The sequence below is a fragment of the Variovorax nitratireducens genome, assembly GCF_051216545.1.
Classification (GTDB): Bacteria; Pseudomonadota; Gammaproteobacteria; order Burkholderiales; family Burkholderiaceae_C; genus Variovorax.
This window is the reverse complement of sequence record NZ_JBPJZO010000002.1, coordinates 500,278-527,227: the sequence shown is the minus strand read 5'-3', so window position 1 is coordinate 527,227 and position 26,950 is coordinate 500,278. Positions and strand designations below refer to the sequence as shown.

The window sequence follows — 26,950 nt, the reverse complement described above, 5'->3', positions numbered from 1 at the left end:
TGCCACCTGGCCCGGAGATCCTTTTCACCGCGTTTAGTGTGGATTTGTTCACATCCGTGTTACAGCGTGTGACAGAACTTGTTGCGATAACCGAGGTTGTCGTGACAAATTTGTCACGCCGCCCAAAATCTGTCGGGCCTCAAAGCGTCAGAACCGCCGCCGCCTGCAGCCAGCGGATGTCCCTCGGCTCTAGCCCCCGCATCTGCCAGCCATCAGCAAAGGCGTCGATCTGGCTCATTATTTCTTCGGTCTCGGCGGGCTTGGTGTGGGTGATGTAGATCGGGTAGTGCTTGCCGGGGCCGATCTGGGCCAGTTCGTCTGCCAGGGTGGCGGGTGACAGGTGCAGGCTGCGCTGGGCCAGCGCCTGCTCGCGGTTGCTGAAGGCCGTTTCGATCACCAGCATGCCCACGTCGAGCTGGTTCACGCGCTGCCAGAAGGGGCCGTTGCGCTCGGTGTCGCCGCTGAAAACCCAGTGGGGGCCGCCTTCGGCGCAGCGGATGGCGAAGCCGCAGGCGGGCACGGTGTGAACGGCGGGCAATACTTCAAGGTGCTTGGGCTCGCGGCTGCCGACTTGCAGGGTCTGGCCCACGGCCACGTCGTGAAAGGTGACGAACGGAGCTTCGGCGCTGGGGATGTTGGCGAAATCGGGCCAGATCACGTTGTTGAACACGTGGGCACGCAGGGCCTTGTTTGTGGCGTGCAGCGCATGCACGCGCAGGGGCCGGCTGCGGCGGCTGGCCACGGCGTCGATCATCAGGGGCAGGGCGGCGATGTGGTCGAGGTGCGAATGGGTCAGCACCACGTCGTCGATGGCGGCCATTTCGTCAAGGCTGAGGTCGCCCACGCCGGTGCCGGCGTCGACCAGCAGGTCGGTGTCGACCAGAAACGAGGTCGTGCGACAGTCTTTGGCAATGGCGCCCGAGCAGCCCAGCACACGCACCTGCATCTTTGCGAAACCCTCTTGGTCAATCACTTTGTTTCGAACCGGGTTGCGCCGTCCCAGTTCCGGAGCTTGGGCTGCAACGCCATCGAGGCTAAACGTTCCGTATACAACCGGTAAAGGAATTTTTTGGCAGACCGCGCCAGCAGCGGGGCCAGTGCCGCCTTGGCAGCCATCAGATCCTGCGCGCGATAGGCCAGCAGGAATGCGGCCCAGGCTTCCAGCTCTTCGCGCAGCGCCGCGGTCTGTTGTTCGGCGGCGGCCAGCGGCGTGAAGATCGTGACCACCTGCTCCTTGCCCTTGACCTGCACCTGGTCCAGCTCCTGCCAGATGTAAGCGAGCGCTGACTGCTGCGTGGTGCGATTGGCGACGATCTCCACGCCGTAGTGCCCGCTCAGGCCTTCGAGCCGGGCGGCCAGGTTGACCGCATCGCCGACCACGGTGTAGCTGCGCCGCACGGCGGAGCCCATGTCGCCCACGCTCATGACGCCGGTGTTGAGCCCGATGCCGACGCTGATGCCCGGCAGGCCTCTGGCCAGATGCGCCGCGTTGATCTCCCGCACCGCCGCTGCCATTTCGACGGCGGCCTGCACCGCGAGGGCGGCGTGGTTCGGCATGCTGACCGGTGCGCCCCAGAAGGCCATGACGCAATCGCCCATGTATTTGTCGATGGTGCCGCGGCGCAGGCTGATGATTTCGGTCAACCGGCTGAAGACCTCGTTCAAAAAGGCCTGGAGTTCAACCGGCGCCATTTGCTCCGACAAACGGGTGAAGCCGCGCATGTCGCAGAACATCACGGTCAGTTCCTTGCTTTCGGCCCGCATGCTGTAGAGGTGCGGGTGCTCGAGCATTTCATCGACCAGCTGGGGCGGCACGTAGGTTCCGAACAGGCGCGCCAGCCCGCGCCGGCCGCGTTCTTCCACAAAGTAGCCCCAGCTCATGTTGATGCCGAAGGCCAGGCTGACCATCAGCATCGCGGCCGCCAGCGGCATGACCAGGCGGGCCTCGGCATGCAGCCAGGCATTGAGCCCGACCAGCACGGCAGCCGTGGCGATGGCCAGCAGCGCGGCCGGGGGCGCTGAAAGCAGGTTCAGGCCAATGGCCAATACCGCCCCGGCCACGACCAACATGGCCACGTCGTAGCCCGGCGCGTAGTCGGGCACGGTGAGCATGCGGCCGTCGAGCAGCCCCGACACCACGTTGGCATGCACTTCGACTCCGGGGTAGGTGGCGCTGACCGGCGTGGCCCGAAGATCCTGCAGCCCGGGTGCGGTGGCCCCGACCAGCACGATCTTGCCGCGCAGCTCGGCCGGCGCCAGTCGTCCAGCCAGCACATCGCCCGCCGGGATGTAGCGAAACGACCCGCCGCCCGGCCCGCCGTTGCCCCGAAACGGCACCAGCACGCCGGCTTGCGAGTCGACCGGCACCACGATTCGACCGGCACCATGGCCAACCACCAGCGCTTCGAGCGGCGGGGGCGGCTTTCCCCCGCGCGCGAGCACCGGCCGCACCGCGTCGGCGCCGCTCGCAAGCCGGTAAACCGCGAGCGACAACGACTCGTAGTAGCCCGACGGGGCGCCGTCCGAAGCCGTGTCGGGCGCGTCGTAGCGCGCCAGCAGCGGCGTGGCACGGATCACGCCGTCGTCGTTGGCCTCGATCACCGAATTGATGAAACCGGCGCGCGGCGCTGCGGCGGCGAGCGCCTCCAGGTTGGCGCCGTAGCCGTTCCACTGCGTGGCGTACATCCCGTTGGGTGGCAACGCGTCCGGCGGGAGCAGCGGCGTGGGCAACCTGCCTTTGGCGCGCGGCGCTTCGGTTCGGGTGAAGTAGTAGCCGAGCGCGACGGGTTGCCCGGCCAATGCGCGTGCAAATGCGGCGTCCCGGTCCAGCGCCGGTGCCAGCCGCTGCAGTTCGGTCTCGAACCCGGTGTTCCCGCGCAATGGCCCGCGCGCCAGCTGCTGCAGGGTTTCAAGGCCGCCGCTGTGGTCGGCTTCGGCGAACACCACATCGAAACCGACCACCGCCGCCTGCTGGCGTGTGGTGAGCTCGGTAGTGAGTGTGGCCAGCTTGTCGCGGCTCCAGGGCCATTGGCCCCATTGCTGCAGGCTGACGTCGTCGATGTCGACGATGACGATGCGCGAGTCCAGCGTGCCCGGCATGGCGGCTCGCAAGCGGGCGTCGTAGACAAAGTGGTCGAGCCGCTCGATCAGCGGCAGGCGCCACACGCCGGTGGCGTGCAACAGCGCCAGCAAGACCGGCAACAACGTGACGGCGATGCGCGCGCGGTGGCGGCGCAGCCGCGTCATCGCGCCCAGAGCCACCGCTCAGGCGTGGACGAACTGCATCCGGGTACCGCCGAGTTCGAGCACGTCGCCGTCCTGCAGGGCGACCGCTTCGGCACCGAGCGGTTCGCCGTTGAGCACGGTGCCGCCGTCGATCGGTGCCACCACGTAGCCTTGCAGGCGACGCGTGACGGCTGCAACGGCCACGCCGGGCTTGCCGATGGTGGTGACGACCTTCTGCAGGGAGAGTTCGCGGCCGGCGCCCGCGCCCGACAGCACGCGGATGACGGCAACACCGCCGGGCGCGATGAGGGGTGCGTTTTCGGTGGGTGCGGAAGACAGGGGAATGGGCATCGGCGGCGAAGCGATGTAGCTTCGCACCATGCTGGCACCTTCGGGCGCGGTGCCCCCCGCCAGGTAGCGGATCTTGTACTTGCCGACTTCGATGATGTCGTTGTGCTCGAGCGCCTGCTTCTTGATGGCCTGCGCGTTGACGTAAGTGCCGTTGGTGCTGTTGAGATCTTCAAGATAGACGTCGCTGCCGATCATGTGCAAGACGGCATGCTCACCGCTGATCGCCAGATTGTCGATCACGATGTCGTTGTAAGGCCGCCGTCCGAGCGTGGTGCGGTCCTTGGCGAGCGTCACTTCCTTGATGACAACCCCGTCGATCGAAACGATCATTTTCGGCATGGCCGACTCCTGCATCTCAATGTGTTTTTGTACAGCCGGGCTCCACTGAACTAGCGTCCCCTTCCTGAGCCCCCATCATGCGGCGACATCGGATGCAGAAATGCTGTTGGCGCGAGCAAGAACAACGGAAATATTGTCCCGGCCTCCATTCTCGTTCGCAATTGCAACCAAAAGTGTTGCTTTTTCTGAAAGCCCGATATCTTGTAACAAAAGCGTGAAAAGCTGCCCCTCGGCAACCATCTCGCTCAAGCCGTCCGAACATAGCAGGTAGAGGTCGTTCGGGCGAACGTTGTGTTCGTGCATTTCGAGGCCGACGTGCCGCTCGATGCCTAAAGCGCGGGTGACCAGGTTGCGGTGCGGCGACTGGGCAGCCTGCTCGGCGGTGATGGCGCCCGAGTCGAGTTGCTCCTGCAGCAGGGAATGGTCGCGCGTCAGCTGCTCGAGCTTGCCGTCGCGCAACCGGTAACAACGCGAGTCGCCGATGTGGCCAACGGTGACCCGCTGCGGCCCGAAGGCGGCCACTACGAGCGTGGTGCCCATGCCCTGAAGTTGCAGATTGGCCACACCGGCTTCCAGGATGGCGTCATTGGCCTCGTCGACCCCCGCCTGCAAGGCTCGGCGGATCGCCCGCACCGGGGCGCGCGGCCCCGCATGGGCCAGCCAGCGGCCAAAGCTGGCCTGCAGCAATGCGATTGCCATGCCGCTGGCCACCTCGCCGCCGTTGTAGCCACCCATGCCGTCGGCCAGGATGGCAAGGCCGAGCGCGGGGTCGAATGCGATCGCGTCCTCGTTGTTGGCGCGCACCCGCCCGGAGTCGGTGAGTGCCGCGAAATCCCAAGGCAACGCCACGGCCCCGTGGACGGGTGCGACGTTCGAAATTGCCATAGAGGGATTCGCTCTCGTTCAGTGCGCCGCGTGCGCGCGTTTTTGGAACATGCGGCCGAGGGCCACGACAAACGCCGCGCCGGCCGCCGCCGCCGCGTAGTGCAGCCAGGGCGTGGCCGCCAGTACCTCGCGCAGCGACACGTCGCTCACGATGGTTTCGCCGCCGACCCATCCGATCAGCGCGGCGCCCACCATGACGATGATCGGGAAGCGCTCCATCAGCTTGATCATCAAGGTGCTCCCGAAGATCACCAGGGGAATGCTGATCGCCAGGCCGAGGATCAGCAACACCATGCTGCCCTGCGCCGCCGCTGCCACCGCGATCACGTTGTCCAGGCTCATCACCAAGTCGGCGATCAGGATGGTTTGTACCGCGGCCATCAGGGTTCCGTACTCCTTGGCCCCGCCGTCGTCTTCGTCTTCGTCGCCGAACAGCTGGACGCCGATGTAGAGCAACAGCAGGCCGCCGGCGATCTGCAGGTAAGGCAGCGCCAGCAGTTTGGCGGCCACCACGGTGAGCACGATACGCAGCACCACGGCGGCGCCCGACCCGAACAGCACCGCTTTCTGCTGCTGGTGCGGGGGCAGGGAGCGGGCGGCCATCGCGATCACCACCGCGTTGTCGCCCGAAAGAATGATGTTGATCCAGACAATCTTGACCAGTCCGATCCAGAAATCAGCGCTTTGCAGCATTTCCACTTGTCTTCACCACGTCTGTTATGAATTGAAAAAGCGCCCGCACCCATCGGGTTGCGAGCGCTTCTCTTTTTTTGTGGGGAGTCTTCGATCGCTAAAGCCGGTTCTACAACCGCGCCTTCAGCAGCTTGCCCAACTCCGAGAAGTTGCGCGTCACGGTAAACCCGCACTCTTCCATGATGGCGAGCTTGGCTTCGGCCGTGTCGGCACCGCCGGAGATCAGCGCGCCGGCATGGCCCATGCGCTTGCCCGGGGGCGCTGTGACACCTGCGATGAAGCCGACGATCGGCTTCTTCATGTTGTCCTTGCACCAGCGGGCCGCGTCGGCTTCGTCGGGGCCGCCGATTTCGCCGATCATGATCACGGCGTCGGTGTCGGGGTCTTCATTGAAGGCCTTCATCACATCGATGTGCTTCAGCCCGTTGATCGGGTCGCCGCCGATGCCGACCGCGCTCGACTGGCCGAGGCCGATTTCGGTGAGTTGCGCCACGGCTTCATACGTGAGCGTGCCCGAGCGCGAGACCACGCCGATGCGGCCCTTGCGGTGGATGTGGCCGGGCATGATGCCGATCTTGATTTCGTCGGGCGTGATCAGGCCGGGGCAGTTCGGGCCGAGCAGTAAGGTCTTCTTGCCGCCGGCGGCTTCCTTGGCCTTCATCTTGTTGCGCACTTCGAGCATGTCGCGCACCGGGATGCCTTCGGTGATGCAGATCGCCATGTCGAGGTCGGCTTCGACGGCTTCCCAGATCGCGGCGGCAGCACCCGGCGGCGGCACGTAGATCACCGACACGGTGGCGCCGGTCTGCTTGGCCGCCTCTTTGACCGAACCGAAGATCGGGATGTTGAAGATCGACTCGCCGGCCTTCTTCGGGTTCACGCCAGCGACGAAGCAGTTCTTGCCGTTCGCGTATTCCTGGCACTTTTCGGTGTGGAACTGGCCGGTCTTGCCCGTGATGCCCTGCGTGATGACCTTGGTGTCTTTGTTGATGTAGATGGACATGGCGTTTCCTTAGGCTTTCTTGACTGCTGCCACGACCTTCTGGGCCGCGTCCGCCATGGTGTCGGCGCTGATGATCGGCAGGCCCGAATCGGCCAGCAGCTTCTTGCCTTCGACTTCGTTGGTGCCCTTCATGCGCACCACCAGCGGCACCTGCAGGTTCACGGCCTTGCAGGCCGCGATCACGCCGGTGGCGATGGTGTCGCACTTCATGATGCCGCCGAAGATGTTGACGAGGATGGCCTCGACATTCTTGTTCTTCAGCATGATCTTGAAGGCTTCGGTCACCTTCTCGGGGGTGGCGCCGCCGCCCACGTCGAGAAAGTTTGCCGGCTCGCCGCCGAACAGCTTGATGGTGTCCATCGTGGCCATGGCCAGGCCGGCGCCGTTCACGAGGCAGCCGATGTTGCCGTCGAGGCTGATGTAGGCCAGGTCGAACTTGGAAGCCTCGACTTCGGCCGCGTCTTCTTCGTCGAGGTCGCGAAAGGCGACGATTTCGGTGTGGCGGAACAACGCGTTCGGGTCGAAGTTGAACTTCGCGTCGAGCGCCTTGATGTTGCCGTTGCCTTCAAGGATCAGCGGGTTGATTTCCACCAGGGACGCATCGGTCTCCATGTAGATCTTGTAGAGCTTCTGCATCACGTCGACCGCTTGCGCCTGCGACGCTTCGGGGACGCCGATGCCGGCTGCCAGCTTCGTGCCTTGCGCGTCGGTCAGGCCAACGGCCGGATCGACGAAGTCGGTGATGATCTTTTCGGGCGTGTCGTGGGCCACGCCCTCGATGTCCATGCCGCCTTCGCTCGAGACGATGAACGCCACGCGCTGGGTGGCGCGGTCGGTCACGGCCGAGACGTAATACTCTTTCTTGATGTCGGCGCCGTCTTCGATCAGCAGGCGACGCACCTTCTGGCCTTCGGGGCCGGTCTGGTGCGTGATGAGCTGCATGCCGAGGATCTCGCCGGCCAGCTTCTTCACCTCGTCGATCGAGCGGGCCAGCTTGACGCCGCCGCCCTTGCCGCGGCCACCGGCGTGGATCTGGGCCTTGACCACCCACACGGGGCCGCCAAGTTTTTGGGCGGCTTCGACCGCCTCCTGAACCGTATATGCCGGGATGCCGCGCGGCACCGGCACACCGAACTTGGCAAGGATTTCCTTGCCCTGGTACTCGTGAATCTTCATGAGGATGTCTCTCGGAAGCGGAAGTGGGTCGGGAGAAGAGGGCTGTTGTCCGGGGGCCACGGCGCACAACGGGGCGGGCCGGCGAACAACCGGGGAATGTATCATGGTGCGCTGCACCAACCGCGGGCACCGCCTGTGGTCAATACGTAGTTTCTCCAGCCTCATACTTCAAATGGTCAAGGTCTTCATCGACGGCGAGGCCGGCACCACCGGCCTGCAAATCCGCGAGCGGCTCGCAACGATGCCCAGCATCGAGGTGGTCAGCATCGCGCCCGAGTTGCGCAAGGACGCGGCCGCCAAGCGCGAGCTGATGGCCGGTGTCGACCTTGTGGTGCTGTGCCTGCACGACGATGCCGCGATCGAATCGGTCGCGCTGATCGACCAGCTCAACGGCAAGAAACCCAAGATCATCGACGCCTCGACCGCGCACCGCACCAACCCGGGCTGGGCTTTCGGATTTCCGGAGCTGGTTGCCGGCCACTGGGAGCTGGTGGCCAATGCCGACCGCGTGGCCAACCCCGGCTGCTACGCCACCGGCGCCATCGCCATCGTCCGCCCGCTGGTCGATGCCGGACTGCTGCCGGCCGACTTCCCCATCGCGCTGCCGTCGGTCAGCGGCTATTCCGGCGGCGGCCGCACCATGATCGAGGCCTACGAAAAAGGCGAGGCGCCGCTGTTCGAGACCTACGCGCTCGGCCTCAAGCACAAGCACATCCCGGAAATCATGAAGTACACCGGCCTCACGCGCCGGCCCGTCTTCATTCCTTCCGTCGGCAACTTCAAACAGGGCATGCTGGTGCAGTTGCCGCTGCATCTGGACGACCTGCCGGGCAAGCCGAAGGCGGCCGACCTGCACGATGCGCTGGCCGCACATTACGCCAGGAGCAACACGCCGGCCAAGTTCGTGAAAGTGCTGCCGCCCACCGAGGGCGGCAAGATCGATCCGCTCGCGCTCAACGACACGAACGAGCTCGAGATTCGCGTGTTTCCGAACGAGGACCACCGCCACGCGGTCGTCATTGCCCGGCTCGACAACCTCGGCAAGGGCGCCAGCGGCGCCGCGGTGCAGAACCTGCAGTTGATGCTGGGGCTCTGAGCGCCGGGCCGAGCAGCAGCGGCTGCGACCTCTTTGCTACACATTTGATAGCTGGCCCGCTATCATCTGCGCCCAACAAACGAGGAGAAGTCATGGCCGCCAAATTCCAGAAACCCACCGGTGCGTTCGTCGCCGCGTCGTGGACTGCGCTGTTCATTGGCGCCATCGTGTACCTCGTCGGGCTGTGGAACGCCTCGATGCAGCTCAACGAAAAGGGCTACTACTTCACCATCCTGATGTACGGCCTGTTCGCCGCGGTTTCGCTGCAGAAGTCGGTGCGCGACCGGCTCGAGGGCATCAACGTCACGGGCATCTACTACAGTCTGTGCTGGGTGTCGCTGCTGCTGTCGATCGCGCTGCTGGCGGTCGGCCTCTTCAATGCCACGCTGGCCAACAGCGAGAAGGGCTTCTACGCGATGGCCTTCCTGCTGGCCCTGTTCGGCGCGGTCGCGGTGCAGAAGAACGTGCGCGACATCGGCTCCGACAAAGCCGAAGCGGCGCTCGAGGGTGCCACGACCGACGAAGCCTGAGCGACCCTCGCCGGATCAGCGCAGCATCGCTGACATCGCCGAGCAGCAGTTCAGCATGCGCACCGCGGCTTCGACCGTCGGCGCGCCAAAGCGCAATTCGGTCGGCGCGACGCGCTCGAAGGCTGGCCACTGGCAGAACAGGTCGGCCAGCGCCGGTGACTGGGTGTGCAACGTCACGGCAAGCGGCGTCGGCCATACCAGCGGGGCCGCGTTGCCCCGGCTTTCCAGCGCCGACACCACCCCTGCGCGGATGGCCGCGCAGGACTGCGCCGGCGACAGCGAGATGCCGCTGGTCTGGCCCGTGGCCCGCTTGGTCTGCACGAACACGGCCTGCGGAAAAAGCGCGCGGTTCTCGGCAATGAACACATCGTCGCCGCTGCCCATCAGCACCGGCGCGCCGTACTCGCCAGCCAACGCGCCGTAGAGGCCGGCTTCGCTCATCGGTTGGCCATCGAATGCGATGCCGGCAAAGGCAAAGCTGTTGATGGTGTGGGCCAGGATGCCCGCACCCTGCGCACGCGAGTGGTAGCCGACCATGCAGACGCCATCCACACCGAGATCGACGCCGGCCACCATGCTGAGGTAGCGCGGCTTGCCCTGGATGACTTGCGCGCGCGCGTCGAGCACATCGGGCAGCAGGTTGCGGAAGTCCCCGTGCGAATCGTTGACGTAGACCTCGGAGGCGCCGCCTTCGAAGGCGCCGGCGATCGCGGCGTTGGCTTCGTCGGTCATCCACCGGCGGGCGCGCTCGTACTCGGAATTGCCGGCACGCACCTGCTGCGAGTGAAAGACGCCGGCCACGCCTTCGATGTCGACGGAGATCAGGATTTTCATGGCGTCTCAGAGGCGGTCTATCTTGGGGTCGAGCGCGTCGCGCAACCCGTCGCCCAGCAGGTTGAAGGCCAGCACGGTGAAGAAAATGGCCAGCGACGGGAACAGCGCCACGTGCGGTGCGTTGACCATGTCGGCGCGCGCCTCGTTCAGCATCGCGCCCCACTCGGGCGTGGGCGGCTGCGCGCCCATGCCGAGGAACGACAGGCTGGCCGCCGTGATGATCGACGTGCCCAGCCGCATCGTGAAGTACACGACGATGGCCGAGATGGTGCCCGGCAGGATGTGCCGCAGCAGGATGGTCCGGTCGCTCGCGCCGATGCTGCGCGTGGCCTCGATGTAGGTCAGGTTCTTCAGCACCAGCGTATTGCCGCGCACGAGTCGCGCGAAGGCCGGCACGCTGAACACCGACACGGCGATCACGACGTTGACCATGCTGCTGCCCAGGATCGCGACCACGCCGATGGCGAGCAGGATGCCGGGGAAGGCGAAGAGCACGTCGGAGATGCGCATCACGATGCGGTCCCACCAGCCGCCGTAGAAGCCCGCCAGCAGGCCCAGCACGGTACCGATGATGGCGCCCAGCACCACCGACATGAAGCCGGCCGCCAGCGAGATGCGCGCACCCATCAGGATGCGGCTGAAGATGTCGCGCCCGAGCGGGTCGACGCCGAACCAGTGCGCCATCGACGGCGGCGAGTTGAGACGGTCGTAGTCGAAGAAGGTCTCGGCGTCGTAGGGCACGATCCACGGCGCGAGGATCGCCACCAGCACCAGCAGCAGCACGAACAGCAGCGCACCGAAGGCCACGTGCTGCATGCGGAACTTGCGCCAGAACTCGCTCCAGGGCGTGCGCACCGCAGACGCAACTTCGGTGGTGTGGCTTTCGCTCATCTCACCCCCTCTCGCCCCAACGTCGCGTGGCGCGGAACACCGCGGAACGGGCTCCGCCCGGCCGCCGGTGTTGCCCCCGGCAGGGGGTTGGCGTAGCGACACGAAGTGCGCGAAGACTGGGGGCGAGCTTCACTTGTATCGAATGGTGGGATTGATGAAGCCATAGAGCACGTCGACCACAAGGTTGATCAGGATGAACTCGAGCGAAAAGAGCAGCACGAGCGTCTGGATGATGGGGTAGTCGCGCATGTCGACCGCATCGACCAGCAGGCGGCCCAGGCCGGGCCAGTTGAACACCGCCTCGACCACGATCGAGCCGCCCAGCAGGAAGCCGAACTGCAGCCCCATCATCGTGACGACGGGTATCAGCGCATTGCGCAGGCAATGCTTCAGTACCACGAGGTTCTCGGGCACGCCCTTGGCGCGCGCGGTGCGCACGAAGTCCTCCTGGATCACCTCGATGAACGATGCGCGCGTGAAGCGCGCCATCACGGCCGCCACGGCGGCGCCGAGCGTGATCGACGGCAGGACGTAGTGGCGCCACGAGTCCGCGCCCACTGTCGGCAGCCAGCCGAGCTGCACCGAGAACACCTGCATCAGCAGCATGCCCAGCGCGAAGGCCGGGAACGAGATGCCGGACACGGCCAGCGTCATGCCGATGCGGTCGGGCCACTTGTTGCGGTACACCGCCGAGGTTATGCCGATCGCCATGCCGAACAGCACCGCCCACGCCATGCTGGTGAGCGTGAGCAGCAGGGTGGGCATGAAGCGCTCGGCGATTTCGGTCGACACCGGGCGCCGCGAGCGCAGCGAATGTCCAAAGTCGCCCTGCAGCATGTTCCCGAAGAAGCTCAGGAACTGCTGCGGCAGCGGCTTGTCCAGACCCAGCTCCTGCCGCACCAGGGCGATCGTCTCGGGCCCGGCGTCCGGCCCTGCGGCGAGCCGTGCCGGATCGCCGGGCAGCATGTGCACGAACAGGAACACCAGCACCGCGACGATGAAGAGCGTCGGCAGCAGACCCAGCAGCCGCTTGATGACGTAGTGGGTCATGGTCGAAGCGCCAGGATCACTTCAGGTCGACTTCATCGAAGTTGAAACTGCCGTCCGGGATCATGTAGAAGCCCGCCAGGTTGCGCGCGCGCACCGACAGCAACTGCTCGGTCACCAGGAAGGCCCAGGGTGCGTCCTTCCAGATGCGTTGCTGCGCATCGGCGTAGATCTTCGCCTTGGCGGCCGGGTCGGTGGTGATGAGCGCCTTCTTGATGTCGGCATCGACTTCGGCGTTCTTGTAGTACGCGGTGTTGAAGAGCTTCGGCGGGAACGATTCGGACGCCAGCAGCGGACGCATCGCCCAGTCGGCCTCGCCGGTGGACGACGACCAGCCGACGTAGTACATGCGCACCGGCGCGGTGGCCGGATCCTGCGCGCTTTCGACGCGCTCGACGCGCTGGCCCGCTTCGAGTGCCAGCACCTGCACCTTGACGCCGACCTGCGCCAGCTGCTGCTGCACGAACTGGATCACCTTCTGCGCGGTTGTGTAGTTGTAGGCAGACCAGAGCGTGGTCTCGAAGCCGTTCGGGTATCCGGCTTCCTTCAGCAGCTCCTTGGCCTTGGCCGGGTTGTAGGGCCAGGGGCCGAGCTTGGTCGCGCCGTCCACGCCCTTGGGCAGCACGCCCTCGGCAGGAATCGCGTAGCCCGAGAAGGCAACCTTGACCAGGGCGTCCTTGTTGATCGCGTAGTTGATGGCCTCGCGCACCTTCGGGTTGTCGAAAGGCTTCTGCGTCGTGTTCATCGAGATGTACCGCTGGATGATCGACGGCGCGGCGGTCACCTCGAGGCTCGGCTTGTCCTTGAGGGTCTGCGCGGCTTCGGGCGGCATCGGGAACGCGAAGTGCGCCTCGTTGGTCTGCATCATGGCCGCGCGCGTGTTGTTGTCGACCACCGGACGCCAGGTGATGGTGTCGACCTTCGGATAGCCCTTGCGCCAGTAGCCATCGAACTTGGCGACCTTGAGGTAGTCGGTGGCCTTCCACTCGACGAATTTGAACGGGCCGGTGCCGACCGGATTCTGTGCAATGCCCTTGCTGCCGTACTTGGCGAGCGCGGCCGGCGAGATGATCACGCCCGACGGATGCGCCAGCGTGTTGATGAAGGGCGAGAAGGGCTCGGTGAGCGTGAAGCGCACCGTCGTCGCGTCCACCGCCTCGGTCTTGGCGATGTTCTTGTACAGGTTGTAGCGCTTGAGCTTGTTGTCGGGGTTGGTCACGCGGTCGAAGGTGACCTTCACCGCTTCGGCGTTGAAGGGCGTGCCATCGTGGAACTGGATGCCCGTCTTGAGCTTGACGGTGTAGACCAGCCCGTCCTTGCTCACCGTGTAGCCGGTGGCGAGCACCGGCGCCATCTTCATGTCCTTGTCGAAGCCGTAGAGGCCCTGGTAGAAAGACTTGGCAACGGCCTGCGACAGCGTGTCGTTGGCATCGTACGGGTCGGTGGTCGTGAAGTTCGACTGCACCGCGACCACCACGTCCTTGGCGGCGTGGGCAGACAGCGCGAAACCAGCCAGTGCCAGCGCACCTGCGATGTGGGAGAGGCGTTTGTTAAGCATGCAAGGACTCCTTTGAAGTCGGTTGGGGTGGGAATCGGGGAAGAAGAAAGCTAGAAAAGTGGGCGTCAGGAGACCGGGTGCAGCGCGACGAAGTGGCCCGGGCCGACCTCGACCAGCGGCTTCACGTCGGGCTCGTAGCCAGCCGGGTGCACCGGGCTCGGTATCTCGCCCTTGAGCAAGGTGCGGCCAATGTTGCGGCGGGTCGGGTCGGCCACCGGCACCGCGGCCATCAGGCGCCGCGTGTACGCATGCTGCGGGTTCTCGAAGATGGCGCGGCGCGGGCCGATCTCCACGATCTGGCCCAGATACATCACGGCCACGCGGTGGCTCACGCGCTCGACCACGGCCATGTCGTGCGAGATGAAGAGAAAGGCCACGCCCAGCTCGCGCTGCAGGTCGAGCAGCAGGTTGATGATCTGCGCCTGGATCGACACGTCCAGCGCCGACACCGATTCGTCGGCCACCACCACCTTGGGGTTGAGCGCCAGCGCGCGTGCGATCGCGATGCGCTGGCGCTGGCCGCCCGAGAACTCGTGCGGGTAGCGTTGCGCATGGTCGGACGGCAGGCCGACTTTTTCGAGCAGCCAGCGCACCCGCGCCTGCGCCGCTTCGCCGCTCGCGATGCGATGCACCAGCAGCGGCTCCATGATCGAGTAGCCGACCGTCACGCGCGGATCGAGCGAGGCGAACGGATCCTGGAAGATGAACTGGATGTCGCGCCGCAGCGTCTGCACCTCCTTGGTCGGCAGCGCGAGGATGTCGCGGCCGTTGAACTCGATCGCGCCGCGCTGGCTCTCGACCAGGCGCAGCAACGACCGCCCGGTGGTCGACTTGCCGCAGCCGGATTCGCCGACCAGCGCCAGTGTCTCGCCGGCGTGCAGGTCGAAGCTCACCTTCTCGACCGCATGCACCTGGCGCGTGACGCGGCCGAACAGGCCGCTGCGCAACTCGAAGCGGGTGACCAGATCCTTCACGCGCAGGATCGGCGGCACATCGCGGCGCACGGTGTCGTGCGGCAGCGGGGCGGCGACGTGCACGCCGGTGGCATCGACGTGCAGCAGTTCGAACTTGGCCGGCAGGTCGGTGCCGTGCATCGCGCCGAGCTGCGGCACGGCCGACAGCAGGGCGCGCGTGTAGGCGTGGCGCGGGTCGGCGAACACCTGCTTCGACGCGCCCGCCTCGACCTTGTCGCCGCGGTACATCACCAGCACGCGGTCGGCCACCTCGGCCACCACCCCCATGTCGTGCGTGATGAAGAGCACGCCCATCTGCATCTCGGTCTGCAGCTCGCGCACGAGCTGGAGGATCTGCGCCTGAATGGTCACGTCGAGCGCGGTGGTCGGCTCGTCGGCGATCAGCAGCGACGGCCGGCACGAGAGCGCCATCGCGATCATCACGCGCTGGCGCATGCCGCCCGACAGCTGATGCGGATAGCGGTCGAGCACGCTCTTCGCTTCGGGGATGCGCACGAGTTCCAGCATGCGCAGGGCCTCGGCGCGCGCGGCCGCGCGATCCTTGGCCTGGTGGATCGCGATGGCCTCGGCGATCTGGTCACCGGCCGTGAACACCGGGTTCAGCGAGGTCATCGGCTCCTGGAAGATCATCGCGATGTCGGCACCGCGGATGGTGCGCATGGCGGCATCCGAAGCGCGCGCCAGATCGAGCACCTGCCCGCTGCGGCGCCGGAAGTCCATGCGCCCATCGACGATGCGGCCACCGCCCCACTCCACCAGCCGCATCAGCGCGAGCGAAGTGACGGACTTGCCCGAGCCGGATTCGCCGACGATGGCCAGCGTCTCGCCGCGCTCGACATGGAACGACAGCTGGCGCACCGCATCCACCACGCGTTCCGAGGTGGAAAAACGCACGGTAAGGTTCTCCACCGCAAGCACGTGCCCTTCGGGCAGCGCTGGCGCAGAGACGGTTGGTGGCGGATCGGCGAGGACGGCAGACATGGCAATCCGTTTTTTCAGCGGTGGATGGCAGTTTGCGGCAGTTCGGCGCCGCGGGCATGGGCGCGGTACATGCCCTCGGTATTGAACGGCAGGCAGACATTGCCGAGCCGGTCGACTGCGATCAGCCCGCCGCGGCCGCCGATGGCCGGCAGCGTGTGCATGACGACCGCGTCAGTGGCCTGCTGCAGCGACTGGCCGGCATAGTGCATGCGCGCGCAGATATCGTAGGCCGCAACGGTGCGCATGAACATCTCGCCGCTGCCGGTGCAGGACACGGCGGCGCTGCGGTCATCGGCATAGGTGCCGGCGCCGATCAGCGGCGAATCGCCGACGCGGCCGACGCGCTTGTTGGTCATGCCGCCGGTCGAGGTGGCGGCGGCCAGGTGGCCATGCAGGTCGAGCGCGACCGCGCCCACCGTGCCGAACTTGCTGCCCTCGACCAGCGGCGCGCCGTCGTGGTCGAGCGCCACGCGGTTGGCCGCGAGCGCCTGGTGCAGCTGCTTGCGGCGTGCCTCGGTCGAGAAGTACGAGGGGTCGACCATCTCCAGCCCGCGCTCGCGGGCGAAGGCGTCGGCGCCCGCACCGGCCAGCAGCACGTGCGCACCCTCCTCCATCACCGCGCGCGCCGCGCGCACCGGCCGGCGAACGCGGGTCGTGCCGGCCACCGCGCCCGCACGCAGGCTGGCGCCGTCCATCACGGCGGCGTCGAGCTCATGGGTTTCATCGTGCGTGAACACCGCACCGCGGCCGGCGTTGAACAGCGGGCAGTCTTCAAGCATCTCGACCGCGAGGCAGACGGCGTCGAGCGCACTGGCGCCGCCCAGCAGTGCCGCCTGTGCGGCGGACACGATGGCATGCAGCGCATCGCGGTAAGGCTGCGCGGCGGTCGAATCGGCCGATGCCGCAGCGATCGTGCCGGCGCCCCCGTGGATGGCGATGACGGGTATGGAGGTCATGGATCCTGTGAAGTTCGTGAGGTCTCGCGCAGACCCTGGCCGCCGTGGAGCCAGGGCATGACCGACTCGACCACCTTGCCGGCGAGCTGGAAAGCACCCGGCGTGCACAGTGCGACGGCACTGGTCAGCGCCTCGATCACGGCCAGCGCGCTGGTTTCGCAGTTGGGGCGGTAGCGGGTTCCGGTCTGCGCGTAGAGGGCCACGTCGGCGAGCGGGGCGAGCGGTGAGCTGGGCTTGTCGGTCAGCGCGAGCACGCGCACGCCCTGTGCGCGCGCGATGCCCGCGAGCGTGACGGTATCGGTCAGGTAGCGCGGAAAGCCGATCGCCACCAGCAGGTCGCCGGGCTTGCCGCGCGACAGCGTGCGGGCACCGTGCGTCACGCCGCCGACCCCGGGCAAGAGGCGCACATCCGGGCAGTACGCGTCCAGCCCGTGCTGCAGCAGGCCGGCTAGCCAGGCGCTGGCACCGTAGCCGACGATGTAGATGGTGTTGGCATCCCGCACGGACTGCACCGCTTCTTCGCAGGCGCCGTGGTCGAGCGCGCGCCGCGTCGCCTCGATGTTGCGGTGGCTCTCTTCCAGCGCCGTGGCGAACACCTCGGCCACGGTCGAAGGCCGGGCCAGGTTCCCGCGCAATTGCTCCACCGGCGCCAGCAAGGGTTCGAAGCCGCGCACCAACTCCGCGCGAAAGGTGGCATAGCCCTCGAAGCCGAGCGCCCGCGCGAAGCGGTTGGCGGTGGCGACGGACACGCCGACGGTGGCCGCCAGTTCGTCGATCGGCAGGGTCGCGACCTGCAGCGGATGCGCCAGCACGTGGTCGGCGACCTGGCGATGCGATCGGGTCAGCCGCGGCAGCGCCTGCGCAATGCGCTGCGCCACGGTGGTGCCGGCGGCGGGGGAAACAACGGGGGTCATGCCTCGGTGGGTGCGCGTTTCACGGGCAAAAAGTAAATTTGATTACAAATATACCCATGCAAAGAAAATTTTTGGTCATTTCTTTGCGTGATGCAAATTCCAGACCACCGGGCGGCGGTCGGCCGGTCACGGCGCGCAGGCCCCGTTGAAAGCTTCAGCGCCCGTCGGCTTCGAGCAACTGCCGCAAGGCCTCGAGATCCGCCGCGATCCAGGCGCTGTCGCGCGCAGAGGCCGCGTCGTCCATGCCGGGCTGGCGCAGCAAGCGCGAAGCAATGGTTTCAGTCGTCATCGGAGTTGCCTCTCAAGACCTTCGCGACCACCGCGCCCGAAAATCCCCGCGCCAATAGAAAGCGCACCTGCCGCGCACGCTCGGTGGCATCGCCGGGCGGCGCGTCGAAGCGCCGGCGCCAGACTTCGCGGGCACGCAGCAGCTCGGTGTCGCGCAGGCCGGCAATGGCCTCGGCGATGGCTTCGGGCGCGATGCCCTTGTGCGCCAGCTCCTGCTTCACGCGCGCGGCACCCATGCGCGGCGCGCGCTGGTGCAGCACCGACTGAACCACGCGCGCCTCGCTGATGAAGTCCTTGGCGACCAGTTCGTCGAGCGCTCTGGCGAGCGAACCGGGCTCTTCCTCGTGGCGCGCCAGCTTGCGCTCCAGCTCGACGCGCGAGTGCTCGCGCTGGCTCAGCAGGCGCAGCGCACGGCCTTTGAGGGAGGGGGCAGCGAACGCCATTCTTGGTAGCGGTACTGGACGGCCATCGGCTCAGACCCGTTGCGCAGGCGCTGGCCGAGGCCGATCCGGTGCTTACTTTTCAGCCTTGTCCGCCTTGTCCGCCTTGTCTGCCTTGTCCGCCTTCGCGGGCTTGGCCTCGGCGGTTTCGGCGCCCGCATCTGCGGCCAGCAGCGGGATGCCGAGCGACTCGCGCACCTTGTTCTCGATCTCGCGCGACAGTTCGGGGTTCTCGCGCAGGAACTCGCGCGCGTTGTCGCGGCCCTGGCCGATCTTCTCGCCGTTGTAGGCATACCAGGCGCCCGACTTGTCGACGATCTTGGCGACCACACCCATGTCGATGATCTCGCCCTCGCGGCTGATGCCCTCGCCGAACAGGATGTCGAACTCGGCGGTCTTGAACGGCGGGCTGACCTTGTTCTTCACCACCTTGACCTTGGTTTCGTTGCCGATCGCCTCGTCGCCCTTCTTGATGGTGCCGATGCGGCGGATATCGAGGCGCACCGAGGCGTAGAACTTGAGCGCGTTGCCGCCAGTGGTGGTTTCGGGCGAGCCGAACATCACGCCGATCTTCATGCGGATCTGGTTGATGAAGATGACCATGCAGTTGGTCTTCTTGATGGTGGCGGTCAGCTTGCGCAGCGCCTGGCTCATCAGGCGGGCCTGCAGGCCGGGCAGCGAGTCGCCCATTTCGCCTTCGATTTCGGCCTTGGGCGTGAGTGCGGCAACCGAGTCGATCACGATCAGGTCGACGGCGCCCGAGCGCACCAGCGAATCGACGATTTCGAGCGCCTGCTCGCCGGTGTCGGGCTGGCTGATCAGCAGGTCGGACAGGTTCACGCCGAGCTTCTGGGCGTACTGCACGTCGAGTGCGTGCTCGGCGTCGACAAAGGCGCAGGTGCCGGCCTGGCGCTGCATTTCGGCGATGACCTGCAGCGTGAGGGTGGTCTTGCCCGACGATTCCGGGCCGTAGATTTCGATGACGCGACCGCGCGGCAGGCCGCCGACGCCCAGCGCGATGTCCAGGCCCAGCGAGCCGGTGGAGACCACCTGGATGTCTTCCAGCGCCTCGCCTTCACCGAGCCGCATGATCGTGCCCTTGCCAAACTGCTTTTCGATCTGGGCCAGCGCGGCCTGCAAGGCCTTGGCTTTTTCGCTGCCTGCGACCGAAATGCTGGTGCCTTTGACGAGTGCGTCCATCTGGAAATCTCCTTGAATATCAACGGGTTGGTACTTGTTGTACCCAGTCTGCTTTTAATCACAGGCTGGATGCTTGAACAGTAGTGTAGCGAGGCATGGGTTGAAGTAAACCCAAATTTTGGTCAGTTTGATTTACTATCGAGCTGTGGTTGACGATGCACTTACACATGCCGACGACTGGCGCCAGGTTCACCTCGGCCGGCTGCTCGGCCACGCGATGCGCCGCTTCGACGAGCGCGTGCTGGCCCTGATGGCGCACGACGTCGATGTGCCGCTGGCGCTCTCCAATCTTGCCGCGCGGCAACAGGTCAGCGCCGCGCACATCCACATCACCCGCCACCTCGCGCGCAACGGCTCACGCCTGACCGAACTGGCCGAGCGCGCCGGCATGACCAAGCAGGCGATGGGCACGCTGGTCGACCAGTGCGAGGCCTGGGGCCTGGTCACGCGCGGGCCCGACCCGCTCGATGCGCGCGCGCGCCGCGTGCTGTTCACCGCCGACGGACTGGCCTGGCTCGAAGCCTTCCGGCGCGCCGTGGCACAGGCCGAACACGAGTTTCGCGCCAGCGTCGGCGACGAGATCGCCACCGTGGTGACGATCGGCCTCGAAGCCTACGCTGCGGCCTAAAATTCGCGCCGAACAGCCGGAGAAGGCCCATGCGAATCCTGATTGCCGAAGATGACCAGGTGCTGGCCGATGCCCTGCTGCGCAGCCTGCGCACGTCGGGCGCGGCTTGCGACCATGTCGCGACCGGCTCGCAGGCCGATGCGGCGCTGATGACCAACAGCGAATTCGACCTGCTGATCCTCGACCTCGGCCTGCCCAAGATGCACGGCCTCGAGATCCTGAAGCGGCTGCGTGCACGCGGCTCCACGCTGCCGGTGCTGGTGCTGACCGCGGCCGACAGCGTGGAAGAACGCGTCAAGGGCCTCGACCATGGCGCCGACGACTACATGGCCAAGCCGTTCAGCCTGCAGGAGCTCGAAGCGCGCGTGCGCGCCCTCACGCGGCGCGGCATGGGCAGCACCAGCAACGCGATCAAGCATGGCCCGCTCACGTACGACCAGGCCGGCCGCGTTGCCACCATCGACGGCAAGATGGTCGAGCTCTCGGCCCGCGAACTTGGCCTGCTCGAAGTGCTGCTGCAGCGCGCCGGCCGGCTCGTCAGCAAGGATCAGCTGGTCGAGCGGCTCTGCGAATGGGGCGAGGAAGTGAGCCTCAACGCGATCGAGGTCTACATCCACCGCCTGCGCAAGAAGATAGAGAAGGGCCCGATCCGCATCGCCACGGTACGCGGCCTCGGCTACTGTCTGGAAAAGATCAACTGATGGGCCCCCACGCGCATCACTGCGTGCATTCGCTGCCGCCCGAGGGAGCGCAGGCCATCCTTGGGGCGGCCCGGCGGACGGCTCTGTGATTCGCCTGTTCCAGCACGGACAGCGCTCGCTGTTCGGCGAGATCCTGGACTGGATGCTCACGCCGCTGCTGCTGCTGGTGCCGGTGAGCATCGGGGTCACGTGGCTGGTGGCGCAGGGCATTGCCAACCGGCCGTTCGACCGCGCGCTCGAACACAACGTGCAGACACTGGCCGCGCTGGTCACGGTGCAGGACAAGCGCGTGCGCTTCTACCTGCCGCAGCCCTCGCGCGACATCCTCCGGGGCGACGACACCGACCGCGTCTACTACCAGGTGCGTGGGGCCGAAGGCGATCTGCTCGGCGGCGACGCCGACCTGCCGCTGCCGCCCGACGACGAGGTGCCCACGGACGAGCGCGTGTTCATCCGCACCGAACGCATGCGCGACGAGCCGGTACGCGTGGCCTACACCTGGGTGCAGCCCGCACTGACGGGGTCGGGGCTGGTATTGGTGCAGGTGGGTGAAACGCGCGAAAAACAGAAGGTGCTCGCCACCGAGATCATCAAGGGCGTGCTGCTGCCGCAGTTTGCGATCCTTCCGCTCGCGATCCTGCTGATCTGGCTGGCGCTGGTGCGTGGCATCAAGCCCCTGTCGGAGCTTGAAGACCGCATTCGCGAGCGCAAGCCCGACGACCTGAGCCCGCTCGACGACAGCGCGGTGCCAGTCGAGGTGGCGCCGCTGGTCATGTCCGTCAACGGGCTGTTGACCAAGCTGCAGGTCTCAATCGCGATCCAGAGGCGCTTTCTGGCCGATGCCGCGCACCAGCTCAAGACGCCGCTGGCCGGGCTGCGCATGCAGGCCGATCTGGCCCAGCGCCAGGGCGCGAGCGCCGATGATCTGAAGCAGTCGCTGCAGCAGATCGGCCGGGCCAGCGTTCGCGCCACCCACACCGTGAACCAGCTGCTGGCGCTGGCGCGGGCCGAAGGCGGGGCCGGCGCGCGCGCCTGGCAGCGCTGCGACCTGGCGCGGCTGACCATCGACGTCGTCCGCGAAGCGGTGCCCCGTGCCATCGAAAAGCGCATCGACCTCGGCTACGACGGTGCCGAGCCGGGCGCGCTCGGCGTGATGTTCGACGGCAACCTCACCCTGCTGAAGGAGATGGTGCGCAACCTGGTCGACAACGCGATCAACTACACGCCCTCGTCAGACGAAAGGCCGGGCGTGATCACGGCGCGCGTGCTGGCCGACCCGTTCGGCCACGTGGTGCTGCTGCAGGTGGAGGACTCGGGGCCCGGCATTCCGGAGCACGAGCGCGAACTGGTGTTCGAACCCTTTTACCGCGTGCTCGGCAACGAGGCCGACGGCTCCGGCCTGGGGCTGCCGATCGTGCTGGAGATCGCGCGGCAGCACAAAGCCACGGTGCATCTCGAAGACGCGCGGCCCGGCAGGCAACCGCCCGGCGTGCGCTTCAGCGTGCGCTTCGAAACCGTTTGAACCGAAGCGCCAGCGGCTGCCGGATCACTGCGTCGACGCAGGAGGCTCCGCTACCGGCTCGGCGGGCGCCGCGGACACGGGCGCGGGCGCCGCTGCCGCTTCGTTGCGGATCTGCAGTGCGCCGGGTCGGATCTGTTGCGTCATGCGCTGCGGCTCGTGCTCTGCGAAGGCGGCCGGCACCGCGCCGAACATGGCCAGGCCGCCCTGCGTCCATGCGAAGTAAACCAGGTTGGCCAGCAGGAGCGCCGCCAGCAGAAGGCGGGGTTTGCTCATGACGCCACCCCGCCCGACGGGCGCACGCTGACCTCGGCGCTGGTGACCGACTGCAGGCCGGCCGCCGTCTGCACGCGCAGTTCCCCGGCCGACCCCACGCCTTCGCAATGGCCTTCGGTCCCGTCGCTCAGGCGCACGTCGCGCCCGCGCAGTGCATCGCGCGCTGCAAAACCTTCTGCAAAGGCCGCGAAGCCGTGTTCGGCGAACCCCAGCACGCTGCGCACCAGGGGCGGCACGATGTCGGCCAGCACCTGCGGCGCCTGTGCGCCGGGGCAATACTCACGCAGCCAGGCCGGTGCCGTGCCCAGCCCGGCGGCCTCGCGCGGCCCGATGTTGAGCCCGATGCCGATCACCAGGTAGCGCTGCGCAGCGGCGGCCTGCGGCAGCGCGGTTTCGATCAGGATGCCGCCGAGCTTGCGATCCTCCACCGTCCAGAGATCGTTCGGCCACTTCAGGCGCAACTGGCTGCCCTCCGGATCCAGACTTTCGGCCACGCTGACGCCGACCGCGAGCGACAGGCCCGACCAGTCCTGCGGTGCGAGCGGCAGCCCGATCGAAAAGGTCAGTGATTCGTCGGGCGCAGCAGCCCCGCCGTCCGCGGTGCTTTGCCAGGGCCGGCCGAGCCGGCCGCGCCCGGCGGTCTGGCGCTCGGCCACCAGCAGCACCGGCACGCCCCCCCCGGCACGCGCGCGGCGCATGAGCTCGGTGTTGGTCGAGTCGATCTCGGCCACCACCTCGACCGCGAAGCCCGGCACCAGCGCGTCGAGTGCGGCACGCAGTTCGGCGACAGGCCAGCGGTTTGTCACTCCTTGCCGGCCTTCCTGGTTTTTTTGGCCTTCTTCGCCTCTTTCTCGGCCTTCTTCTTTTTCTTCGCCTTTTTCTTCTTCTTTTCGGCCTTCGCCTGCTCGTCGTTGTCCTTGGGGGAGAGCAGCGTGCCGCGGCAGGTCTCGGCGCCGCACCAGCAAGGGAACTCGGCCAGCAGTTCGGGCGTGTAGGGCTCGTCGATGATCAGGCCGTAGTCGTAGTTGAGTTCTTCGCCGGCGGCGATGTCGCGCAGCGCCTTGATGAAGACACGGCCGTCCTGCTCGTCGGCCTCGCAGTTGGGTTCGCAGGCATGGTTGATCCACTTGGCGGCGTTGCCGTTGACCTTGCCGTCGATCACATGCTTGTCATCGATGTGGAAGTAGAAGGTGTGGTTTGGCTGGGCCGGGTCGTGCGGATGGCGGCGCAGGGCCTCTTTCCAGCTGATGACCTCGCCCTTGTATTCGATCAGCGTTTCGCCCTTGGCGATGTCCTGCACTGCGAAGACGCCGTTGCCGTGGATGCCGGAGCGGCGCGTCTGGATGCGGCGACCTGTGTTCGAAGGGGTTTTGGAGGGCATCGCCGAAGTCTGTTAGTTTGAATATGCACACGTATGCGCGTGCGCGCGTACGCACGCGAGAAGCGGCAGATTGTAGATAGAGAGAAAAGATGACGAAGACTTTGGTGATTGCAGAGAAGCCCTCGGTGGCACAGGACATCGTCCGTGCCCTCACGCCGGTGGCCGGCAAGTTCGACAAGCACGACGAGCATTTCGAGAACGAAAGCTACGTCGTGACCAGCGCCGTGGGGCACCTGGTCGAGATCCAGGCGCCCGAAGAATTCGACGTGAAGCGCGGCAAGTGGAGCTTTGCCAACCTGCCGGTGATCCCGCCGCACTTCGACCTGAAACCGGTCGACAAGACCAGGACGCGCCTGAACGCCGTGGTCAAGCAGGCCAAGCGCAAGGACGTGACGCAGCTCATCAACGCCTGCGACGCGGGCCGCGAGGGCGAGTTGATCTTCCGCCTGATCGAGCAATATGCCGGCGGCAAGGCCCCGCTGGGCAAGCCGGTGCGGCGCCTGTGGCTGCAGTCGATGACGCCGCAGGCGATTCGCGACGGCTTCGAAACGCTGCGCACCGAAAAGCAGATGCAGGGCCTGGCCGACGCCGCGCGCTCGCGCTCCGAGGCCGACTGGCTGGTGGGCATCAACGGCACGCGCGCCATGACCGCGTTCAATTCGCGCGATGGCGGCTTCTTCCTCACGACCGTGGGCCGGGTGCAGACGCCGACACTGTCGGTGGTGGTCGAGCGCGAGGAGCAGATCCGCAAGTTCGTGAGCCGCGACTACTGGGAAATCCACGCGAGCTTTGCCGCCGAAGCCGGAAAGTATCCGGGCAAGTGGTTCGACGCGAACTGGAAGAAGGGCAACGCGCCCACGCTGCCCAACGGCGAACCCGATGCCGAGCAGCGCGCGGACCGGGTGTGGAACGAGCGCGACGCGCGCGAGATCGCCGACGCCGCGCGCAGCAAGCCGGCCACCGTCACCGAAGAGTCGAAGCCCACCTCCCAGGCTTCGCCGGCCCTGTTCGACCTGACCTCCCTGCAGCGTGAAGCCAACGGCCGCTTCGGCTTCTCGGCCAAGACCACGCTGGCGCTGGCGCAGAGCCTCTACGAGCGCCACAAGGCACTCACCTATCCCCGGACGGACTCGCGCGCGTTGCCCGAAGACTACCTGCCCGTGGTGAAGAACACGATGGAGATGCTGGCCAACAGCGGCATGAAGCACCTGGCGCCCTTTGCCAAGCAGGCCGTCGACGGCAACTACGTCAAGCCGAACAAGCGCATCTTCGACAACGCCAAGGTGTCGGATCACTTCGCGATCATCCCCACGCTGCAGGCGCCCAGCGGCCTGAGCGACGCCGAGCAGAAGCTGTACGACTTCGTCGTGCGGCGCTTTCTGTCGGTGTTCTTTCCGAGCGCCGAGCACCAGGTCACCACGCGCATCAGCACGGTCGAGCAGGGCGGCAGGAAGTACCCGTTCCGCAGCGACGGCAAGGTGCTGGTCAAGCCGGGCTGGCTCGCGATCTACGGCAAGGAAGCCGTGTCCGACGACGACGAGAAGGACGGCAAGAACCTGGTGCCGGTGAAGCAGGGCGAAATCGTCAACACCGAATCGGCCGACACCAAGGGCCTGAAGACGCGCCCGCCCGCGCGCTACTCGGAAGCCACGCTGCTCGGCGCCATGGAAGGCGCCGGCAAGACCATCGACGACGACGAGCTGCGCGAAGCGATGCAGGAAAAGGGCCTCGGCACGCCCGCCACACGCGCCGCCACCATCGAAGGCCTGATCGCCGAGAAGTACATGCTGCGCGAAGGCCGCGAGCTGATTCCGACGGCCAAGGCGTTTCAGCTCATGACGCTGCTGCGCGGCCTCGGCGTGGAGGAACTCTCCAAGGCCGAACTCACCGGCGACTGGGAATACAAGCTCGCGCAAATGGAGAAGGGGCAGCTCAGCCGCGACACCTTCATGCGGGAGATTGCCGCAATGACCGAGCACATCGTCAAGAAGGCCAAGGAGTACGACCGCGACACCGTGCCCGGCGACTACGCCACGCTCTCGACGCCCTGCCCCAACTGCGGCGGCGTGGTGAAGGAAAACTACCGCCGCTACACCTGCACCGGCAAGACGGGGCAGCAGCCCTGCGGCTTCTCGTTCGGCAAGTCGCCGGCCGGCCGCACCTTCGAGGTGGTGGAGGCCGAGGCATTGCTGCGCGACAAGCACATCGGCCCGATCGACGGCTTCCGCTCCAAGGCCGGCTGGCCCTTCACGGCGGAGATCGTGCTCAAGTTCGACGAAGAAGAAACGAAGAACTGGAAACTCGAGTTCGACTTCGGCGACGACAAGAACGCCGACACCGGCGAGATCGTCGACTTTAGCCAGCAGGACACGGTGGGCCCGTGCCCGATCTGTGGAGCGCCGGTGTTCGAGCACGGCAGCAACTACGTCTGCGAGAAGTCGGTGCCGACGAACGAGCAGCCCACGCCGAGCTGCACCTTCAAGACCGGCAAGATCATCCTGCAGCAGCCGGTGGAACGCGCGCAGATGGAAAAGCTGCTGGCCACCGGCAAGACCGACCTGCTCGACAAGTTCGTCTCGATGCGCACGCGCCGCGCGTTCAAGGCCTTCCTGGCCTGGAACAAGGAAGAGGGCAAGGTCACCTTCGAGTTCGAGCCACGCACGAGCAAGTTCCCGCCGCGCAAGACCTTCAGCAAGGCCGCGCCGGCCGCCGCCAAGAAAACCGCGGCGGGCACTGCAGCCAAAAAGGCGCCGGCCGCAAAAAAGGCGGCGGCGAAGAAAGTCGCCGCGCCCAAGGCGCCGCGCAAGCCGGGTGCCGGCCTGAAGCCGAGCGAGGCGCTGGCCGCGGTGATCGGCGCCGAGCCGGTGGCCCGCACCGAGGTCATCAAGAAGCTGTGGGACTACATCAAGGCCAACGGCCTGCAGGACGCCACCAACAAGCGCGCGATCAATGCCGACGCGAAGCTCAAGCCGGTGTTCGGCAAGGACCAGGTCACGATGTTCGAGCTGGCCGGCATCGTCGGGAAGCACCTGAGCGCGTGAGCGCCTGCTTGCGACGCACTGCC

26 protein-coding genes are annotated in these 26,950 nt (G+C 66.5%); 6 read left to right on the top strand and 20 right to left on the bottom strand.

Going from position 1 to position 26,950, the window contains the following annotated elements; translation table 11 throughout:
* Window positions 1–139 precede the first annotated feature (139 nt).
* The 7 genes from ACSFA8_RS07855 to sucC all read right to left on the bottom strand — a co-directional run bounded on the left by ACSFA8_RS07855 (window position 140) and on the right by sucC (window position 7,672).
* Window positions 140–946, bottom strand: a complete 807-nt coding sequence (locus tag ACSFA8_RS07855; RefSeq protein ID WP_435479211.1) for a 3',5'-cyclic-nucleotide phosphodiesterase — start codon at window positions 944–946, stop codon at window positions 140–142.
* Between the two features lie 23 nt (window positions 947–969).
* Window positions 970–3,246 (bottom strand): CHASE2 domain-containing protein, encoded by a 2,277-nt coding sequence (locus tag ACSFA8_RS07850; RefSeq protein ID WP_435478928.1) that lies wholly within the window; start codon window positions 3,244–3,246, stop codon window positions 970–972.
* An 18-nt stretch (window positions 3,247–3,264) separates the two neighbouring features.
* Entirely contained in the window at window positions 3,265–3,915 is a 651-nt protein-coding gene (locus tag ACSFA8_RS07845) for an FHA domain-containing protein (RefSeq protein ID WP_435478927.1), read from the bottom strand.
* A 75-nt stretch (window positions 3,916–3,990) separates the two neighbouring features.
* Window positions 3,991–4,800, bottom strand: coding sequence for a Stp1/IreP family PP2C-type Ser/Thr phosphatase (locus ACSFA8_RS07840; protein ID WP_435478926.1), 810 nt, complete (start codon window positions 4,798–4,800; stop codon window positions 3,991–3,993).
* Window positions 4,801–4,818: 18 nt separating this feature from the next.
* Entirely contained in the window at window positions 4,819–5,499 is a 681-nt protein-coding gene (locus ACSFA8_RS07835) for a TerC family protein (protein WP_435478925.1), read from the bottom strand.
* A gap of 103 nt (window positions 5,500–5,602) precedes the next feature.
* Entirely contained in the window at window positions 5,603–6,496 is an 894-nt protein-coding gene (gene sucD / locus ACSFA8_RS07830; protein WP_435478924.1) for a succinate--CoA ligase subunit alpha, read from the bottom strand.
* 9 nt (window positions 6,497–6,505) lie between these two features.
* Window positions 6,506–7,672 (bottom strand): ADP-forming succinate--CoA ligase subunit beta, encoded by a 1,167-nt coding sequence (sucC, locus tag ACSFA8_RS07825; protein WP_435478923.1) that lies wholly within the window; start codon window positions 7,670–7,672, stop codon window positions 6,506–6,508.
* A gap of 172 nt (window positions 7,673–7,844) precedes the next feature.
* Here sucC and argC point away from each other — a divergent pair, with 172 nt between their 5' ends.
* Together argC and yiaA are read left to right on the top strand one after the other, a co-directional pair.
* Window positions 7,845–8,768, top strand: a complete 924-nt coding sequence (gene argC, locus ACSFA8_RS07820) for an N-acetyl-gamma-glutamyl-phosphate reductase (protein WP_286540242.1) — start codon at window positions 7,845–7,847, stop codon at window positions 8,766–8,768.
* Window positions 8,769–8,860: 92 nt separating this feature from the next.
* A complete protein-coding gene (gene yiaA / locus ACSFA8_RS07815) occupies window positions 8,861–9,298 on the top strand; it encodes an inner membrane protein YiaA (protein ID WP_435478922.1) in 438 nt (145 codons plus the stop codon).
* Between the two features lie 15 nt (window positions 9,299–9,313).
* On the opposite strand, the gene ACSFA8_RS07810 is transcribed toward yiaA, so the two are convergent.
* From ACSFA8_RS07810 to recA, 10 genes are all read right to left on the bottom strand, one after another.
* Entirely contained in the window at window positions 9,314–10,132 is an 819-nt protein-coding gene (locus ACSFA8_RS07810) for a M55 family metallopeptidase (protein ID WP_435478921.1), read from the bottom strand.
* 6 nt (window positions 10,133–10,138) lie between these two features.
* Window positions 10,139–11,023, bottom strand: coding sequence for a glutathione ABC transporter permease GsiD (gene gsiD, locus ACSFA8_RS07805; RefSeq protein WP_435478920.1), 885 nt, complete (start codon window positions 11,021–11,023; stop codon window positions 10,139–10,141).
* A gap of 129 nt (window positions 11,024–11,152) precedes the next feature.
* Complete coding sequence (gene gsiC, locus ACSFA8_RS07800; protein WP_435478919.1) at window positions 11,153–12,073, bottom strand: glutathione ABC transporter permease GsiC; 921 nt, start codon at window positions 12,071–12,073, stop codon at window positions 11,153–11,155.
* Window positions 12,074–12,089: 16 nt separating this feature from the next.
* Window positions 12,090–13,628: a glutathione ABC transporter substrate-binding protein GsiB gene (gsiB, locus tag ACSFA8_RS07795; RefSeq protein ID WP_435478918.1), complete on the bottom strand. Its 1,539-nt coding sequence runs from the start codon at window positions 13,626–13,628 to the stop codon at window positions 12,090–12,092.
* Between the two features lie 65 nt (window positions 13,629–13,693).
* Window positions 13,694–15,583, bottom strand: a complete 1,890-nt coding sequence (locus ACSFA8_RS07790) for a dipeptide ABC transporter ATP-binding protein (protein ID WP_435478917.1) — start codon at window positions 15,581–15,583, stop codon at window positions 13,694–13,696.
* A 14-nt stretch (window positions 15,584–15,597) separates the two neighbouring features.
* Window positions 15,598–16,539 (bottom strand): isoaspartyl peptidase/L-asparaginase family protein, encoded by a 942-nt coding sequence (locus tag ACSFA8_RS07785; protein ID WP_435478916.1) that lies wholly within the window; start codon window positions 16,537–16,539, stop codon window positions 15,598–15,600.
* Window positions 16,536–17,453, bottom strand: coding sequence for a MurR/RpiR family transcriptional regulator (locus tag ACSFA8_RS07780; RefSeq protein WP_435478915.1), 918 nt, complete (start codon window positions 17,451–17,453; stop codon window positions 16,536–16,538). Before ACSFA8_RS07780 ends, ACSFA8_RS07785 begins: the two co-directional genes overlap by 4 nt.
* 154 nt (window positions 17,454–17,607) lie before the next feature.
* Window positions 17,608–17,742 carry a hypothetical protein gene (locus tag ACSFA8_RS07775; RefSeq protein ID WP_435478914.1) on the bottom strand — a complete coding sequence of 45 codons (135 nt, stop codon included), beginning with the start codon at window positions 17,740–17,742 and terminating at the stop codon, window positions 17,608–17,610.
* Window positions 17,732–18,184, bottom strand: a complete 453-nt coding sequence (gene recX / locus ACSFA8_RS07770) for a recombination regulator RecX (protein ID WP_435478913.1) — start codon at window positions 18,182–18,184, stop codon at window positions 17,732–17,734. Before recX ends, ACSFA8_RS07775 begins: the two co-directional genes overlap by 11 nt.
* Before the next feature lie 72 nt (window positions 18,185–18,256).
* Window positions 18,257–19,381, bottom strand: a complete 1,125-nt coding sequence (gene recA / locus ACSFA8_RS07765; protein WP_435478912.1) for a recombinase RecA — start codon at window positions 19,379–19,381, stop codon at window positions 18,257–18,259.
* 145 nt (window positions 19,382–19,526) lie between these two features.
* Here recA and ACSFA8_RS07760 point away from each other — a divergent pair, with 145 nt between their 5' ends.
* From ACSFA8_RS07760 to ACSFA8_RS07750, 3 genes are all read left to right on the top strand, one after another.
* Window positions 19,527–20,009, top strand: a complete 483-nt coding sequence (locus ACSFA8_RS07760; RefSeq protein WP_435478911.1) for a MarR family winged helix-turn-helix transcriptional regulator — start codon at window positions 19,527–19,529, stop codon at window positions 20,007–20,009.
* Window positions 20,010–20,038: 29 nt separating this feature from the next.
* Entirely contained in the window at window positions 20,039–20,710 is a 672-nt protein-coding gene (locus tag ACSFA8_RS07755) for a response regulator (protein WP_286540261.1), read from the top strand.
* Between the two features lie 88 nt (window positions 20,711–20,798).
* A complete protein-coding gene (locus ACSFA8_RS07750; protein WP_435479210.1) occupies window positions 20,799–22,232 on the top strand; it encodes a sensor histidine kinase in 1,434 nt (477 codons plus the stop codon).
* 24 nt (window positions 22,233–22,256) lie between these two features.
* Here the strand turns inward: ACSFA8_RS07750 and ACSFA8_RS07745 are convergent, their stop codons facing one another.
* The 3 genes from ACSFA8_RS07745 to ACSFA8_RS07735 are packed head-to-tail and all read right to left on the bottom strand — an operon-like array spanning window position 22,257 to window position 23,886.
* Complete coding sequence (locus ACSFA8_RS07745; protein WP_435478910.1) at window positions 22,257–22,505, bottom strand: sporulation protein; 249 nt, start codon at window positions 22,503–22,505, stop codon at window positions 22,257–22,259.
* Window positions 22,502–23,311, bottom strand: a complete 810-nt coding sequence (locus ACSFA8_RS07740; protein ID WP_435478909.1) for a biotin--[acetyl-CoA-carboxylase] ligase — start codon at window positions 23,309–23,311, stop codon at window positions 22,502–22,504. The genes ACSFA8_RS07745 and ACSFA8_RS07740 overlap by 4 nt, the downstream gene beginning before the upstream one ends.
* The gene (locus tag ACSFA8_RS07735) at window positions 23,308–23,886 is read right to left on the bottom strand and encodes an SET domain-containing protein (RefSeq protein ID WP_435478908.1); all 579 of its coding nucleotides are present in this window, start codon (window positions 23,884–23,886) and stop codon (window positions 23,308–23,310) included. The genes ACSFA8_RS07740 and ACSFA8_RS07735 overlap by 4 nt, the downstream gene beginning before the upstream one ends.
* Window positions 23,887–23,975: 89 nt before the next feature.
* Here ACSFA8_RS07735 and ACSFA8_RS07730 point away from each other — a divergent pair, with 89 nt between their 5' ends.
* Window positions 23,976–26,927 (top strand): DNA topoisomerase III, encoded by a 2,952-nt coding sequence (locus ACSFA8_RS07730; RefSeq protein ID WP_435478907.1) that lies wholly within the window; start codon window positions 23,976–23,978, stop codon window positions 26,925–26,927.
* Window positions 26,928–26,950 lie beyond the last annotated feature (23 nt).